This window comes from Echinicola strongylocentroti, assembly GCF_003260975.1.
Lineage (GTDB): Bacteria > Bacteroidota > Bacteroidia > Cytophagales > Cyclobacteriaceae > Echinicola > Echinicola strongylocentroti.
Map to the genome: position 1 here is coordinate 4,901,740 of NZ_CP030041.1, position 18,813 is coordinate 4,920,552.

1 protein-coding gene is annotated in these 18,813 nt (G+C 48.4%); it reads left to right on the plus strand.

All coding sequences use genetic code 11. The features are described from left to right. Window positions 1-162: 162 nt before the first annotated feature. On the plus strand, window positions 163-18,813 hold the full coding sequence (locus DN752_RS19325) for a DUF7507 domain-containing protein (protein ID WP_245949318.1): 18,651 nt from the start codon (window positions 163-165) through the stop codon (window positions 18,811-18,813).

Below are 18,813 nucleotides of genomic sequence, written 5' to 3' on the forward strand. Positions count from 1 at the left end.
CGCATTGATTTCAATCCAGATTATGCATTAGGAATCGCTATAGATAAGCTAATGCATATTCCGGGTTCAACAGATAAAAAGGGAAAATGAACGGGAAAATATCCCTTTCTCTCAAAACTATTTATGCTTATGGTTGTGGTTCGCAATACGCTATTACTTTTCATGATACTTTTTGGCTTGGTAAGGATGCCATCTGCTAATGCACAATTCATTACTACGGACATGCAGGTCAGCATGGTGGTCGATAATGCCTCTCCTAATGTCGGTGACAATGTCGTATTTACGTTGACGGTCCAAAATGCGGGAGATTCACCTGCGTCTGGGGTGATTGTTACGAACACCTTGCCCAATGGGCTCAGCTATGTCAGTGATAATGGTGGTGGTGATTATGACCCATCCACAGGAAATTGGGGTCTTGGGATCATGGGAGCCGGTGCCACAGCATCCTTGCAGATCGTCGCCGAGGTCAATCCTAAAGGTAATTATACAGCATCCGCATCAGTAAGTGCCAATCAGAACGACAATTTCCCTGGCAATAATACTTCCAATGTCACATTATCCCCGATTCCTGTAGCGGCTACTTCTATCACACAGACTGTATCCACCACTAGCCCTCAGATAGGTGAGGAGGTTACTTTCACGATAACAGTGGATAATGCAGGCCCCTCTACGGCTACAGGGCTTCTGATGGCGGGCAGCTTGGGAGATGGGTTGGAGTATGTGTCCAGTAATTCCAGTTCCGGAAGCTTTGATCCTGATGCAGCGACTTGGCAAATCAATGATCTGAGCGCTGGAAACCAAGCCACCCTTAATATAGTGGCGTTGGTATTGCAACCCATTTCGCAGAATACTTCCTATCAGCTAGAAGCAGCCATCACCAACCAAAATGAACTGGATCCTGATACGGATGACAATACCTCATCTGTCACCTTATCGCCTCTAGCCAGCCCTTCATGGGAGATTGATAAATCAGCTAGCGATGACAATTATGCGGTTCCGGGTGACCAAGTGGGATTTGAGATTCGCTTGGAGAATACAGGCAATGTGAATATCAGCAATGTACAGCTCTCCGATGAGCTCGTAGACGCTGCTCCCGTGCTGAGCAGTGGGGACAGTAATGGTGACGGCGTTTTAAATCCCAGTGAGACATGGATATATACGGCCACCTATACGGTTACCCAAGAGGATATTGATAATGGAAATATTACCAATGCCGTATCTGCCCAAGGGACGCCATTGGATGGAGACCTTACCGCTGCAACTGATGAAGCCACCGTAGCAGCCCAACAAAATCCCAATTGGGTGCTGACCAAAACCAGCGCCACTTCACCCAATGAATATGCCGATCCAGGTGATGTGGTGACTTTTGATTTTACATTGGAAAATACGGGGAATGTTTCCATCTCGGAGGTGGATCTCACCGATGCCCAAGTCAGCGAGGGGCCTTCCTACCTTGGTGGAGACCTGGATTCGGACCAAGTACTGGATGTGGGAGAAACGTGGACTTTTGCCGCCAGCTACACCGTGACACAAGAAGATATTGACAATGGCAGCTTCACCAATTCCGCCACGGCTTCAGGAACTCCCGCTGGAGGCGACCTTGATCCTGCCAGTGATAACGAAACCATCGATGCGGTACAAAACCCTTCTTGGACGTTGACGAAGTCAAGTACTTCTTCCCCTAACGAATTTACCAATCCTGGAGAGGAGTTGTCTTATCAGATCATCCTTGAAAACACAGGGAATGTTACTATCAGCAACGTGGATGTAAGTGATCCTTCTGCCAGTAATGGGCCGGATTTGATAGGGGGAGATGACAATGGTAACGGAGTACTCGATGTGGGAGAGACCTGGACATTGGAGGCTACGTACACCGTTACACAAGCAGACATCGATGCTGGTGAGTATACCAATACTGCGACTGCATCAGGGACACCCGCAGGAGGTGACCTGACGGATGTAAGTGATGATGAAACGGTCCCAGCAGTACAAAATCCCTCTTGGGCCATCGAAAAAAACGCCACCACTACCGGTGGGTATACCAATCCCGGGGATGTGGTCGATTATGAAATTACGGTAACCAATACGGGGAATGTGTCCATCGAAGAGGTAGCTGTACTTGATGGAAAAGCCTCCAATGGGCCTGTTTACGTCTCAGGAGATGGTGACAATGATCAGGCCTTGGATGTGGGTGAGGAATGGGTATTTAGTGCCAGCTATACGGTCACACAGGAAGATATCGACAACGGTAGCTTCACCAATACCGCTACAGCGACAGGGGATCCTGCAGGAGGGGATTTGGAAGATGTGTCAGATGACGAAACGGTCCCTGCTATCCAAGAGCCTGCTTGGACGATAGAAAAAAGCACTGAGGAGATCAATTATACCCAAGTAGGTCAAGTATTGAGTTATACCATCGAAGTGACCAATACGGGCAATGTTTCTATTTCGGGCATTAATGTGACAGATCCCCAGGCCACCAACGGCCCTACTTATATCTCGGGAGATAGTGGAGGGGATCAGGTCATGGCTCCAGGGGAAACCTGGCAGTTTTCGGCTACCCATGAGGTGACCCAAGATGACCTGAACAATGGCTCATTTACCAATACCGTGACGGCAGATGGAAATCCTGCTGGGGGAGAGCTGGACGATGTAAGTGATGAGGTGACTGTTCCTGCGGTAAAAGACCCCGCCATCCGTGTCCTTAAAGTCTCTGATAAAAGTGGCTATAGCCAAGTGGGAGAAGAAATCACCTATACGGTTTATGTTCAGAACAGTGGAAACGTATCGCTTTCTGATGTCACTGTTACTGATCCATTGACGGATTTTACCGATAATATTGATATCATCAATTCCGGGGAAATCATCGAGTTTACGACTACGTACACCGTTACCCAAGAAGATATTGACAATGGAAGCATAACGAACACCGCTTCTATCTCAGCCACCGACCCCGATGGCAATGAACTGCCCAGCGAGGACAGTGAAATCATCAATGCATCCCAAACTCCCAAAATTTCACTAAGCAAAAACACCGACCAAACAAGCTATGATGCGGTAGGAGAGGTAATTACCTATGAAATCGTAGTGGCCAACACGGGAAATATCACCATCGAAAACCCGGTAGTCGACGATCCACAAGCCACTACCGGACCCACGTACACCTCCGGGGATGATGATGGGGATGGAACGCTGGATGTAGGAGAATCATGGGTGTACACCGCCACCCATGAAGTGACCCAGGAAGATATCGATGCGGGAAGCTTTACCAATAACGTTACGGCCAATGGTGATCCAGCTGCAGGCACCCTAAAAGAAGAAACGGCCAATGAAACAGTGGATGCTGATCAACTGCCGGAATGGGGCATTACCAAGACCAACACCAACCCATCCAATTCCTACGCCCAGGTCGGTGATGAACTTACCTATGATATTGTAATCGAAAATACCGGAAATGTCTCTATCAATAATGTGAGTGTTTTTGACCCCAAAGCTACTTCCGGCCCCACTTATGTGTCAGGTGATGACACCAATCCGGAGGTCTTGGATGTGGGAGAATCGTGGACATATCAGGTCACTTATACTGTTACCCAAAATGATATTGACAATGGCGGCTACACCAATACAGCTTCTGCCAGTGGCAATAGCATAGGAGGTACATTGCCTGAGGTCTCTGATGATGAAACTGTTCCTGCTGAGGTTTTACCTAGCTGGGCGATCACCAAAACCGCCGCTCAGCCTACTTACCAGACGGTAGGCGAAAATGTAACCTTCACCATAGAGGTGGACAATACCGGGAACACTTCCATTCTTAATCCAGTAATAGACGATCCATTGGCCACTTCTGGGCCGACTTACCAATCTGGAGATACGGATGGTGACGGACAGATTGACCCGGATGAGACATGGACCTATCAAGTGACTTACCAGATCACCCAAGAAGATATCAATAATGGCAGCTTTACCAATACGGCCACTGCTTCAGGAGACCCTAGCAATGGCACCTTGGATGATGTCACAGACGAGGAGACCATCGATGCGGTGCAGATATCCGAATTGAGCATTGATAAATCGGTCGATCCATCCACTTATGACACTGCCGGTGAGCAAATCCAATTCACGATCGTGGTGACCAATACCGGTAATATGCCGCTCAATAATGTGGTGGCTACTGATCCTATGCTGGGCGTAAATGAGTCCATCGGCACCCTCCAACCAGGCGAAAGCAGGACCTTCACGGTGCCTTATATCGTGACGCAAGAGGATGTGGACAACGGTAGCATCACCAATACCGCCTCGACCAATGGACAGGACCTGGACGGAAACCCACTAGAGGACACAGACGATGCTACCGCCAATGCTGACCAAAATCCATCCGTTTCTATTGAAAAGTCACTTGGTGACCAAGGGTATACGGGTGTAGGGGATGAACTGAACTATACCCTCACGGTCACCAATACCGGAAATGTCACCTTGACCAATGTGGTGGTAACGGACCCTCTTACTGGCTTAAATCAGACCATCCCTGAGTTGGCTCCAGGGGAGACGGTGGAAATACCCGTGACCTATATTGTGACACAAGCGGATGTGAACAATGGCTCTGTGACCAACACCGCTGAGGTGACGGCTGATGACCCTACAGGACAGCAGGTCGATGACGATGAAGTGACCATTAATGGCGGAAAGACTGGCCAGGTAAATCTTATCAAAACTGTCGATGAAAGTGCCTTCTATCAGGCTGGTGATACTTTACATTATAATATTGCTCTGGTCAATACTGGTAATGTGGACATTACCGATGCCACGGTGACAGACCCCTTGACTGGATTTACTGAAGATATTCCGCTATTGGAGGCGGGAGATACACTTTTGTTTACGACAGAGCACATCGTCACCCAAGAAGAGGTAGATGCTGGTACAGTGGTCAATACAGTGGAATTTGATGGGCTGGATCCCGATGGCAATGAGGTAGTCGATACAGATGAGACCACTACCAATGGTGCCAAAAATCCAGAACTGACCGTGAATAAGTCCTCTGTACAGGATGAGTATACTGATGGAGAGGTGATTACTTATAACATCACGGTGACCAATACGGGCAATGTGACCTTGACCAATGTGGTCGTTACCGATCCGCTGACAGGTATGAATGAAACCATACCGACCTTGGCACCGGGGGAGACAGTAACCTTCACCGAACAATATACCGTCACAACAGCGGATGTGACAAATGGATCCATTACCAATACTGCCACTGCTGAAGGCCAAGATCCAGACGGTGATGATGTGACCGATGGTGATGACAATACCATACACCCATCTGGTGAAGATAGACCAGAGCTTAGGGTCATTAAAGAATTGGAGGAATTCGGGTATAGTGATGATGGTCAAGAGCTCCATTACACCGTGACTGTTATCAACTCGGGGAATGTCACCTTAACGGACATCACCGTTACCGATCCGCTCACAGGATTGAATACCACCATTGCCTCCTTGGATCCTGGTGAAAGTGAGGTGTATGAATTGACCTATACTGTTTCGCAAGAGGACGTAGACGATGCGGTGATTTCCAACACCGCCACAGCCGAAACCTCCACTCCAGAGGTGTTGGCAGATAGTGATACCAAGATCATTTATGGGACGCAGACTCCGGATATTGAACTCAGAAAAGGCGTCCGTGAAAAAGGATATAAATCGGTAGGAGATGTTTTGAACTATGCCATCCTTGTAAGGAATGAAGGTAACGTGACGCTCAGCAATGTAGAAGTGACGGATCCGACCATGGGGATTGACCAAACTTTTGCCACGCTGGCTCCCGACGAATTGCAGAGGATTGACTTCACTTATACGGTTGTTCAGGAAGATTTGGACAGGGGGTACGTAGAAAATATTGCCGATGTTACTTCTACGGCTCCTATGGGAGAAGTACTGATGGACCAGGATACCGTCAGGATCTCTGCTGCCCAAAATCCGCAGTTAAGCTTTGAGAAATCCGCAGCTGAAGCTTCCTATGCAGCTGTTGGTGATGAGATCAATTATACCATTACTGTTAGCAACACCGGCAATATTTCTTTCTTTGACTTAGTGGTTACGGATCCGTTGACAGGCTTGGATACCAATATTGGCACCCTTTCCCCTGGGGATGTGGAGCAGGTAACAGCCACCTATACGGTTACCCAGGAGGATTTGGATAATGGCAATGTGACCAATTCAGCCGCAGTGGATGGGGTCGATTATGATGATAATCCGGTCAATGAGACCAGTACCGTAGTGGTGCCTGCTGTACAAAACCCTCAATTTACCGTTACCAAAACACCAGATATCAGCGAATTTGATCAACCCGGACAATTGATCAATTATGAAATTACCGTCACCAATTCCGGCAATATAACCATCAGCAATGTAAATGCATCCGACCCTCAGGCGGCCAATGGTCCAGATTACCAGTCGGGTGATACCAATGATGATGGCATCATGGAAGTGGGCGAAACCTGGACTTATTCGGCAGATTATACGACCACACAAGAAGACGTGGACAATGGTGGCTTTACCAATACCGTTACCGCTTCCGGGACTCCTGCAGGAGGTAATCTCTCCAATGGAACGGCCTCTGCGACCGTTTCAGCTGTGCAGAATCCATCTTGGACAATTGTGAAAACCAGTACTACTTCACCTAATACCTACAGTAACCCCGGTGATCAGCTGACTTACGAAATTGCCGTGCAAAATACCGGTAATGTTTCTATCAGAAACATTACGATTTCTGATCCTGGAGCGGATAGTAGTCCCGTTTTGGAAGGAGGGGATACTGATGGAGACATGGAATTGGATGTGGATGAAACTTGGGTCTATGAAGTAGCCCATGCTGCGACACAGGCGGACTTGGACGCAGGAAGTTATAACAATACAGCCACTGCCTCAGGAAATCCCGCGGGTGGATCCTTGGCCGATATCAGTGATGATGAGACCGTTCCGGCCGCGTTAAACCCTGCTTGGACACTTACAAAAGTCAGTACGACACAGCCCAATTCCTTTAACAGTCAGGATGATTTGCTGATTTTTGAATTGCAGTTGGAAAATACCGGTAATGTCACCATTAGCGAAGTCCAGTTATTGGATGGACAGGTCAGCGAAGGGCCTACCTACAGAGGCGGAGATGTGGATCAGGACAATCAATTGGACGTTGGTGAGACGTGGAATTATTCTGCCAATTACAGAACGGTGCAGGCAGATGTGGACAATGGGGAGTTTGTCAATACCGCTACAGCCTCGGGAACAGTAGCCGCCGGAAGCTTAGAAGATGCCACAGGAGAAGCGATCGTCCCAGCCATCACCAATCCTCAACTGACCATTACAAAATCCGTAGAGGAAACAGGATTTACCGCTCCTGGCGAAGTACTTAATTATACCATTACGGTGACCAATACGGGTAACCAGACCATTGCCGAAGTAGAAGTCCTCGACCCATTGACAGGCTTGACAGAGACCATTCCTTCCTTGGCGCCAGGAGAGGTGTATACTTATAATGAGACCTATACCGTTACCCAAAATGACCTGGATGTCGGGTCTATAGAAAATACGGCCTCTGCCACGGGACTGGATCCTGACGGCAATACGGTTACCAGTGAGGATATCGAAGTGATCAATGGCTCCCAATCACCTGCACTAGACCTGATCAAAGGTGTTTCAGAAAATGGATACATTAACGCAGGAGAGGTGGTCCATTATACCTTGGTCACCCAAAACACCGGCAACGTCACCTTGTTCGATCTCACCATCGTAGATACCTTGATCAACCAAACCATTGAAATTGACCAATTGGATCCTGGGGAAAGGCAGCGCTTTGACGAACCATATACGATCACACAGGAAGATGTGGATAGAGGGGAGATCGCCAATACGGCCACGATAACCGGTACCGATATCAATGGCAATGAATTGACGGATTCAGATTCAGAACTGCTTATAGGGACGCAATTGCCAAGCATGTCAGCTTCCAAGGCCAGCTCCACCAATAACTATGACGCAGTGGGTGACACCATTCGCTATACGTTTACGCTGACCAATACCGGCAATGTCACCCTCTCGGATGTGTTGGTCGATGACCCTAATGCAGAAATTACCAGTACCAATCCCGTAGCCTCCATTGCACCAGATGAAAATGTGGTACTCAATGGCATTCACATAGTGACACAAGAGGATCTCGATGCAGGGAAATACACCAACCAAGCTACGGCAATAGGTGACGATACAAATGGAAATCCCATCAGTGCAACGACGAACAGGGTGACCGTACCGGCCATCCAAAACCCACAATTGACGGTTACCAAATCAACCACAACGGGCGAGTACGATGAGGTAGGAGACGTGATCGACTATGCCATCACGGTGGAGAACACAGGAAATGTGACCATCTCCAATATCAATGTGACTGATCCCAAGGCTGACTTCCTCGGCAGCACTAATATCGCCCAATTGGCACCAGGGGAATCCATCACACTGGATGCCCAACACGTAGTGGTACAGGCGGATTTGGATGCTGGGGAATACGTCAATATCAGTAAGGCGACCGGTAAGGATCCAAACAACAAAAATGTCACCGACAACTCCAATGAGGTAGTCGTTCCCGCTATCCAGAATCCCGCAATGGAAGTGGTCAAGTCTTCCTCCAAGACTACCTATAGCACAGTAGGGGAATCGATACCGTATACCATTGTGGTGACGAATACCGGTAATGTGACCATGCATGATATAGAAGTGACGGATCCAAAAGCCGAAATTATTTCTGGTAGTCCAATAGCAAGCTTGGCCCCAGGTGCATCGGCAGAGATCAGTGCCGAACACGTGGTGGTGCAGGCAGATATAGACCAAGGTAGCTATACCAATCAGGCCACGGCTACCGGCAAAGACCCCTTGGACAATTCCCAATCAGTAGTCTCGAATGAGGTGACCTTGACAGCTATTCAGACTGCTTCCTTCGAAATTACAAAAGCTACTACCACACCGGTTTATGAAGCCGTTGGCGATGTGGTTCTTTATGAACTGGAAGTGGTAAACACCGGAAATGTCACCTTGCACAATATTGTGGTGACAGATCCAAAAGCCGAAATTACCAACGGTAGCCCTATCACCACACTCTCTCCTGGAAAAACAGCCCGTGTCACTGCCGAACATAGCATTACCCAAGCAGACCTGGATGCAGGTAGCTATACCAACCAAGCGACCGCTTCGGGATTGGATGTCAATGACCAGCGGATCACCAATACGTCCAATGAGGTGACCGTTACGGCCATCCAGTCTCCAGAAATAACGGTCACCAAAACGGCCTCACCACTAAATTATGAAGCAGTTGGAGAAGAAATCGCCTATACGATAGTGGTGACCAATACCGGTAATGTGACACTTTCAGCGGTCACTGTAGAGGATCCCTTGACGGGGCTGGATGAGTCGATCACTACTTTGGCACCAGGAGAGCGCGAGACTTATGAGTTTACGATTACCATAGACCAAGCGGACTTGGATCAGGGAGAAATCACCAATACGGCATCTACCACTGCCTCGGATCCAAACGGTCAGGAAGTAAGTGACAGTGACGACGCAATTGTCTCTGCCATCCAAAACCCAGCGATTGAGCTCACCAAGGAAGGGGATAGGTCCTCCGTGTTTGAGGTGGGCGAGCGCATCAACTACACCTTCACGGTAACCAATAGCGGTAACCTGACACTCTCTGATGTGGTGGTGAATGATCCGCTGACGGGCTTGAGTGAGACAATCGAGGTATTAGATCCAGGAGAAACGCTGACGTTTAACGACAGCCATGTGGTCACCCAAACGGACATGGATAATGGCCGAATCCCCAATACCGCTACAGCTAGCGGTACCGCTGCCAACGGAACGCTGGTCAATGATTCGGATGACTTTTTGGTGACGGCCGATCAGATCAAAGCAATCGAGGTGACCAAAGAAGGAGACCGCTTCACCTATGATGAGGTCGGTCAGGTGATCCAATATGAGTTGGCTGTCACCAATACCGGAAACGTGACACTGAGCAATGTCACCTTTACCGATCTACAACTTGATTTTGAACAAAACCTGGGTGAATTAGCACCGGGGCAGACCAAGACTTACACGGCCTTGGAATATGAGCTTACCCAAGCTGACCTGGACAATGGCAGCTTCCTAAACACCACCACGGCCACTGGCGAGGCCCCAGATGGAGAAACGCTCAGTGATGAGGATTCCTTTGAGGCGGATGCGTTGCAAGCTGGTGCCATTGGAATAGAAAAATTCGGCACACCGAGGTACTTTACCAAGGCCGGTGATCAAATCACCTATACCGTTAATGTGATCAACCAAGGTAACGTCACCTTGACCAATGTAACGGTCATCGATCCTATAACAGGACTTAATGAAACGATTCCGAGTTTGGCACCTGGGGAGTATGAAACCTTCAATACTTTATATGTGGTTTCCCAAGCGGATGTTGATAACACCACCTTACTGAATAGAGCTACAGCGACAGGTCAAATGCCCGATGGAGAAGAGGTAAGTGACTTTGATGAATTCCGCGTTTATTCCTACAGTGTCCCCGCCATAGAAATTACCAAAGAGCCAAACGTAAACACTTTTGCAGAAGCAGGCGATGTCATCGAATATACCTTGAGTGTAGAGAATGTAGGTAACCAAACACTAACTGATGTAGTGGTGTCCGATCCATTGACGGGCTTCAGCCAGACCATAGCGACTATGGCTCCTGGCCAAGTTGAAACGTTCAGCACCACTTACACCACCACCCAAGAAGACGTGGACAGACGTGAGCTGGCCAATACGGCGACGGCGACAGGAACTGCTCCTGATGGGGACATGGTGACTGATGAAGACCGTGCGGTCGTTGTTCCTTTATGGTCTGCCAGCTTGGATCTTCAGAAAACTGCGGATCCGCTATTGATCAGTCAAGCTGGGGAGGAAATCACCTACACATTTGTCCTTACCAATACCGGCAATATTACCCTCACGGAAGTCAGGATCTCGGATTCCTTGATCGGGGCGGAGCAATTGGTAGGCACCATGGAGCCAGGCGCTTCACAGACTTACACGGTTACCTATCAAGCCACCCAAGCCCAAATCGATTATGGTAGAATAACCAACGTGGCCACTGCCACAGCGGTGGCTCCAAACGGCCAAAGTGGAACGGTAGAGGACCGGGCTATAGTCTTGGTAAGGCGATCGGGTGAAATCCAAGTCACGAAGACTGCTGATATAGGTACTGTCAATGCGGCTGGGGAAGAGATCAATTATGAAATTGTGGTGACCAATATCGGAAATGTAACCCTCACAGATGTGGTCGTAACAGACCCGCTTACGGGGCTTACTGAAACGATTCCAAGCATGGATCCTGCACAAAGTGAACAGTTCTCCACCACCTATACGGTCACCCAAGAGGACATGGATGCAGGCGAAATAGCCAATACGGCCATTGCCAACGGAACTACACCTGCCAATCAAAATGTAAGTGATGCGGATGAGGAAAACGTACTCGCAAAACGATCAGGAGAGATTACTGTAGAGAAACTCCCTCAGCTTCCATCCTTTGCTTCGGTAGGGACTACCATTCCGTATGAAATAACCGTAAGCAATAACGGGAATGTTACCCTTACCGATGTCATTGTAACGGATCCCCTTACGGGGCTGAACCAGTCGGTGGGCACGATGGAACCTGGCGCTAGCCTGACCTACAATACAGCATACCTAAGTACCCAAGCGGACTTGGACAATGGTGTGGTGACCAATGTGGCCACTGCCGAGGGGAGAACACCCAATAGTTATCTTTTGATCGATAGGGATACCGCAAATGTCCCTGCAGAGCAAACTCCAAGTCTTGAGCTTGTGAAAACAGCCGATGTGGATGAATATTCCTCAGTGGGTGAAGTGATAAACTACACCCTGACGGTGACCAATACAGGAAATGTTTCCTTGACCAATGGAAGTTTGACAGACCCATTGACGGGCATCAACCTCAATGGAGGGGAGTTGGCTCCAGGGGAGACCAAGGTCTTTACTGCTTCTTACACAGTCACCCAAGAAGACCTTAACAGAGGTAGTATCACCAATATTGCCACTGTCAGGGGCAATACTCCGTCAGGAGACCGTGTGGAAGATGAGGATACATTGGTGATCAATGGCATACAAAACGCAGCCATTGACCTGACCAAAGGAAGCAGTATCGGTAATTTTGATCAGGCAGGTGATGTCATCAGGTATTTCCTTACAGCGGTCAATACTGGTAATGTGACGCTCAATGAGGTGACGGTAACCGATCCTTTGACAGGCTTGGACGAGGTGATAGGGTCACTGGAACCGGAAGAGCGAAAAACCCTCGTCACACGATATACTGTGACACAGGCTGATATGGATGCAGGGCAAGTGGTGAACGATGCAGTGGTCATCGGGACTGCGCCCAATGACCAAACAGTTACGGATAGTGCATCGGTAGTCGTCACTGGCATTCAGACAGCTGATATTTCACTTATAAAAACCAGTGATGTAAACGAATATGACCAAGTAAATGATGTAATCAATTATTCCCTTGAGGTACACAATACCGGGAACGTTACATTGGCCCCTGTCCAAGTTACGGATCCGTTGAGCGGTACAGACCAAGAGATCGGAGAGCTATCACCAGGGGAAACGGTCACGGTAGATGCATCTTATACTATTGTACAGGGAGATTTGGATGCCGGATCGGTGATCAATAATGCAGCTGTAAGTGGACTTTCTCCCGCAGGAGATGAAGTGTCAGACGAAGATAGCGTTGAGGTGCTTGCCGTCCGCAACCCCGCAATTCAGTTGGATAAAACCGCCAATGTCACAAGCTTTGGTGAAGTAGGACAGATCATCACCTACACATTGGTGGCGACCAATATAGGTAATGTGACGTTGGAAGAAGTCGTCATTAGCGATCCCCATAACAGCTTTACAGATACCGTGGGTATCTTGGCTCCTGGCCAGCAAGTGGAGGTCACCAGTACCTACATGGCCACACAAGTAGATATGGATCATGGTAATATTACCAACCATGCAGTTGTGACCGGAGTGGGTCCTTCAGCTACACAAGTAAGTGATGAAGCCACCGTGGTAATTCCTGCAGATCAGTTAATAGAGCTTTCCCTGAATAAAACAGCAAATCCGAAGACTTATGCTGCGGAAGGGCAAGAAATCACTTATACCTTGTCCGTTACCAATGAAGGAAATGTCACTCTCCATAATGTCCTAACGGATGATCCACTAAGTGGCTTTAGTCAAGTTACGCCACAATTGGCACCGGACTCTACAGTTACCTTCACAGTGCCCTACACGATCACCCAAAATGATCTTGATGTAGGTACTGTGGTCAACGAAGCCACCGCCCAAGGCAATGCTCCTGATGGCACGCAAGCAGCTGACACAGACATGGCCACGATCATTGCGAAGCAGGCTCCTGGTATCGAGGTAGTAAAAACGGCCTCCCCAAAAACCTATAGTAGCCCAGGGGAAGTAATTACCTATACCATCGGAGTGACCAATATCGGAAATGTCACCTTACAGGAGGTCAATGTCGATGATCCGCTCACAGGTTTGGATAGTTTTGTGGTTACATTGGCACCTGGTGAAAGTCGCACGTATACTACCAGCTATACGGTGTCACAGGCAGATATAGATGGAGGAATTGTAGAAAATACGGCCATGGCAGATGGGAAATCACCTAGTGGCGAAAGGGTGTTTGACGAAGATACTGAAGAGGTGGATGCCTTGAGGGCCGGAGCCATTACTATTGATAAGACGGCTGATCCCAAGATTTTTGATGCCGCAGGAGATGTGGTGACCTACACCATCACCGTAAGCAATGCCGGAAACCTTACCTTGACCGATGTGGACATAGTAGATGATAAGGTAGGGTTTAACGAGAGCATCCCCGGTCTTTCCCCTGGCCAATCCGAAAGCTACACACTCGATTATACCCTTACCCAAACAGATATTGATGGGGTGATTGTGGTCAATACCGCTACAGCATCAGGACTGACACTGGATGGGCAGGAAGTGGAAGACGTGGATAAGGCCACCATCGTGGCCCGCGGGGAAGGAGCCATAGAGCTGAACAAGTCCGCCTCCGTAAAAATTTACTACGCTCCAGGAGAAGTGATTACCTACACCTTGACAGTGGAGAATATCGGGACCGTCACTCTTACTGACGTGACGGTCAATGATCCGCTAACTGGTTTTGACCAGACTATTGGTGGGTTAGCTCCCGGTGAGGTGCAGACTTTCACGGCCGATTATACCGTTACCCAACAGGATATTGACAATGGAAGAATCATAAATGTCGCTACTGCGGAAGGATATACACCGACCGATCAATTGGTGCAAAGCGACGACCGGGCCTTGACCGAATCGGTGAGAACCGTGGATTCTGGAAAAATAAGTGTAAGTAAAACCGCAGCTACCCAAACCTTTGATGAAGCAGGTGATGTGATCAATTACCAAGTGGTGGTGACCAATGCAGGCATCGTGACCCTTACCGATATTCATGTGACGGATCCATTGACGGGCATGGACGAAACAGTACCGACCATGGCTCCAGGAGATACCATCACCTATACCACTAGCTATTCCATTTTACAAGAAGACCTGGACAGCGGTGAAGTGACCAACTTGGTCTACGCCGAGGGCACCACACCAATAGGAAGAGTGGTAGAAGACACCGATGATGCACGCGTGAGGGGATTACAAGCCTCAGCCATTCTCTTGGAAAAAACAGCTGATCCTATGGTGTATTATGAGGTGGGGGATGAAATCACCTATACGTTGGTTGCCTATAATATTGGAAATACCACCCTTTCGGATGCTGAGGTGAGTGATCCGTTGACGGGCTTTGTGAGTACTGGTGAGGTCATTGCTCCGGGGGACTCGGTGCTTTATACGACCACTTATGCCATCACCCAAGAAGATATCGATGGAGGAAGGGTGATCAATACGGCTACTGTGACGGCCGTTGATCCTGGACAGGTGGAGATTACCAGCGAGGATGAAGCTAGGGTAACTGCGCTGCGATTGGGAAGGATGAGTATAGAAAAAACCAGCACGACCACCAGCTATGATGAAGTAGGGGATGTGATTGACTATACAGTGACAGTGACCAATATTGGAAATGCTACGCTTAGTAATGTGACCATCAAAGATCCTCTTACTGGAATGGATGAGCAGGTACCTCAGTTGATCCCGGGGCAAGAAGTAATATTTACTACTGAATATACGGTCAGCCAAGCTGATCTTGACCATGGAGAGGTCCACAACACAGCCACGGCCAAAGGATATACGCCGATAGGTAGGCAAATAGAAATCAGGGACGACGTTTTGGTTCCAGCACTGGAAAATCCCGCTATAGCGCTCACCAAGACTCCTGATGTAGTAGAATATAGCGCCGTGGGAGACCTGATAAACTACACCTTGGAGGTGGTCAATACCGGAAATGTGACCTTGTCAAGTGTTGCGGTGACCGATCCGTTGACTGGGCTAGACCATAATGTGGGGACATTGAGTCCTGGTCAACGCGCTGCTGTCCAAAGTACCTACAGGATTTTGCAGGCGGATATGGACAAAGGCTCTGTGTTCAATACCGGCCATACCAGTGGGGTATCGCCAAGTGGAAATACCATAAGAGAGACGGCAAATGCTGAGGTATTTGCGGTACAAGAACCGGCTATAAGCTTAGTGAAAGAAGCCAATAAAGATACTGTGAGCCAAGTGGGCGAACGGGTGGTTTATTCCCTTACCGTGACCAATACCGGTAATGTATCCTTGTATGACCTAGCGCTGATAGACTCTATGACCCGCTTTAGGGAAACAGGTGCGGTAATGGCGCCGGGAGTGACGGTGACGCTACAGGCCTCCTATGAAGTTACCCAGGCTGACCTTGATGCTGGAAGTATTCAGAATGTAGCCTTTGTGGAAGGGCTTGATCCAAACCAAACGCCTGTGACCGATCAGGATACGGCTATGGTAAATGTGTTCCAGATCCCTTCTATTTCGCTCGAAAAGTCTGCCGATAGGGATACCGTCTATGAAGCAGGCGAAAATATCCTTTACTCCCTTACTGTAATCAATACCGGTAACGTGACCTTGGAAGAAGTGTCCATAACCGACCCTCTGACAGGAATGGATGATGTGATCGGTGTTCTCCAGCCAGGAGAAAGCACTACCCTGGAAAGTAACTATGCCAGTACACAGGCAGATATGGATGCCGGACAGATCAATAATACGGCTGTAACCCAAGGGACATCCCCTGGTCAAGTGATAGTAGAAGATGAAGATTCCTTCCAGATAGTAGCCGCACAAACAGCCAATCTATCACTTACTAAAACAGCCAGTCCGACCACGTATAGTGAGGTGGGAGAAGTAATAACCTATCAGCTGATTACTACCAATAAAGGAGCGGTAAGCCTTGCTCAAGTAACGGTGCAGGATCCCCATACAGGCCTAATGGAAGAAATTGGTGGTTTGGCTCCGGGAGATACAAGCTCCCTGACGACGACCTATACCATAACCCAAGAGGACCTGAATAATGGCAGTGTGACCAATATCGCCACTGCAAGTGGTCTGCCTCCAAGTGGTGTAGCTATCGAAGTGCAGGATTCGGCCAAAGTCAGTGCCCTACAACATCCACAGATTAACATAGAGAAATCCGCTGACAAACCAATCGTGTACGAAGATGGCGAAGTGATCACCTATACTTTAGTCGTGAGCAATACGGGAAATGTGGATTTAACAGAGGTGTCCGTGGAGGATCCGTTGACGGGATTGGACGAAACCATTCCGGGGCTTGCGCCAGGAGATACCATTAGCTTTACGGAAGCATATACGGTGACTGTTGTTGACCTGGCCCGTGCCCTTCCGATAATTAACACTGCCACGGCAACAGGGCAGGGGATCAATGGTGAAGAGGTGGAAGATACAGACCAGGCGACAGTTCAGGTCGGTTGTGAAGATAATACGCTCCTAACTGGTCGTGTCTTTGACCAGGGCAGTGATTTGCCGTTGAGCAATGTCCCAGTGATTTTGGTACCTGAAAACAATGAACTTGGAGAAGGATTGATGGTGCTGACAGACGATGATGGCCAATACGTTTTTGAAGGAGTGGGAGTAGGTCGGTATACGTTGCAGGTCTTCGATAGGAATTTGAACAAAACCCAAGAACTCTACCCGGTGAATGGCAACTCCAAGGTCATCACTGTTCAGAACTGCGGCTATCTGACGTTTGATTTCCCTTATGCACCTTCAGGAATCCCTGTGATCAATGGCTACGTTTGGTATGACCTGAACAGTGATGAGGTCCAAAACGAATGGTTTGACGCTAATGGGGATGGACAAGTTACCCAAAACTCATTGACACCGAGAGCAATCGTCGATATCAGCTCTTGGGAGTGGTTCGACTTCAATGGTGACGGAAGCTATGAAGGTCCTGAAAACGAAGGTGAACTTAATAAGGCCGGCTTTGGTAATCCTCAAGGAGCCAATATCGAAATAGAAGGACCGAATGGTTATTTCCGTAAGGCGACCATAAATGCCTACGGTTTCTGGCAGCATGCTCTTGAGAACGCTGATCCTTACGGCGAATACACCATTACATTGGTTCCTGACAGTACTTTTGCTCGAAACGGCATAGGGCTGGCCGCCACAGGACTGGTGTCAATGCTGCCAAATAGCGGGGCGAGGCTTTCTGCGATTCAGGAAAACTTGATCTGTGAGTTTACTACTGAGCAAGTACTGGCCAAGATGGTCACACCTGGAGACGTTCCGGATTTTGACTATGGTTTGAGCTGTAGATTGGAGGAAGAGGAGATCATTGCCAATGATGATGATTTCGGAGAATTCGTCCTTAGCTATGATGCGGTCATGGGCAATGTACTGGACAATGACTTATTCAATGGTGAGTCTGCTAGGCCGGAAGATGTCACGATAGTGGTCACTGATAATGATGGGCTTTTGGGGCTCAATGTGGCAGATAACGGAAACCTCACTGTGGTGCCGGGAGTCAATGAACCAAGGAACTATGAATTGGCCTACGATCTATTGGAAACTGGTGATGAGGAGAATTTCGATGCTGCCATTATTACTATCACGTTGGTGAATGATGAAGTGGACCTGGCCATCACCAAAACGTCTTTTGATGCAGCCATATATGAAGGTGATGAGTTTGAATATGAACTAGTGGTGACCAATAACCATGATACGGACGCTACCAATGTCATCATCAGTGATGTGCTGCCGGATGAGTTGACCTATTTGGGGTCTGATATAAGCACCAGCAGTGATGATATCGTAGTCAATACCAATGTAAATGGCCAGCAGATGGCCTGGGCAATGCCGTCACTTCCTGTGGGTGGTGTGGTGACCATTACCATACAAGTGGAAGCGGGCAGTCCAGCGATGATCACCAATACGGCTGAAGTAGAGGCGTTTGAAGACGATGTTAACCCGGATGATAATACCGCCACGGACATCAATGAGATCAATCCATTCAGGATACCAAATGTGATCACACCAAACAATGACGGTGACAATGACACCTTTGAGGTACTGGGACTGGGCAAGTTTGACACCAATAGGATCACGATTTTCAATAGGTACGGTGACCATGTGCTGGAGCAGGAAGATTACCAAAATGATTGGGATGCTCCGGGACAAGCGGCGGGTACTTATTATTACATTCTCTTGTGCTATGATGAGGATGGTACCGAACATGAGTTTAAAGGTTGGATACAGGTAATTAAAGACTAG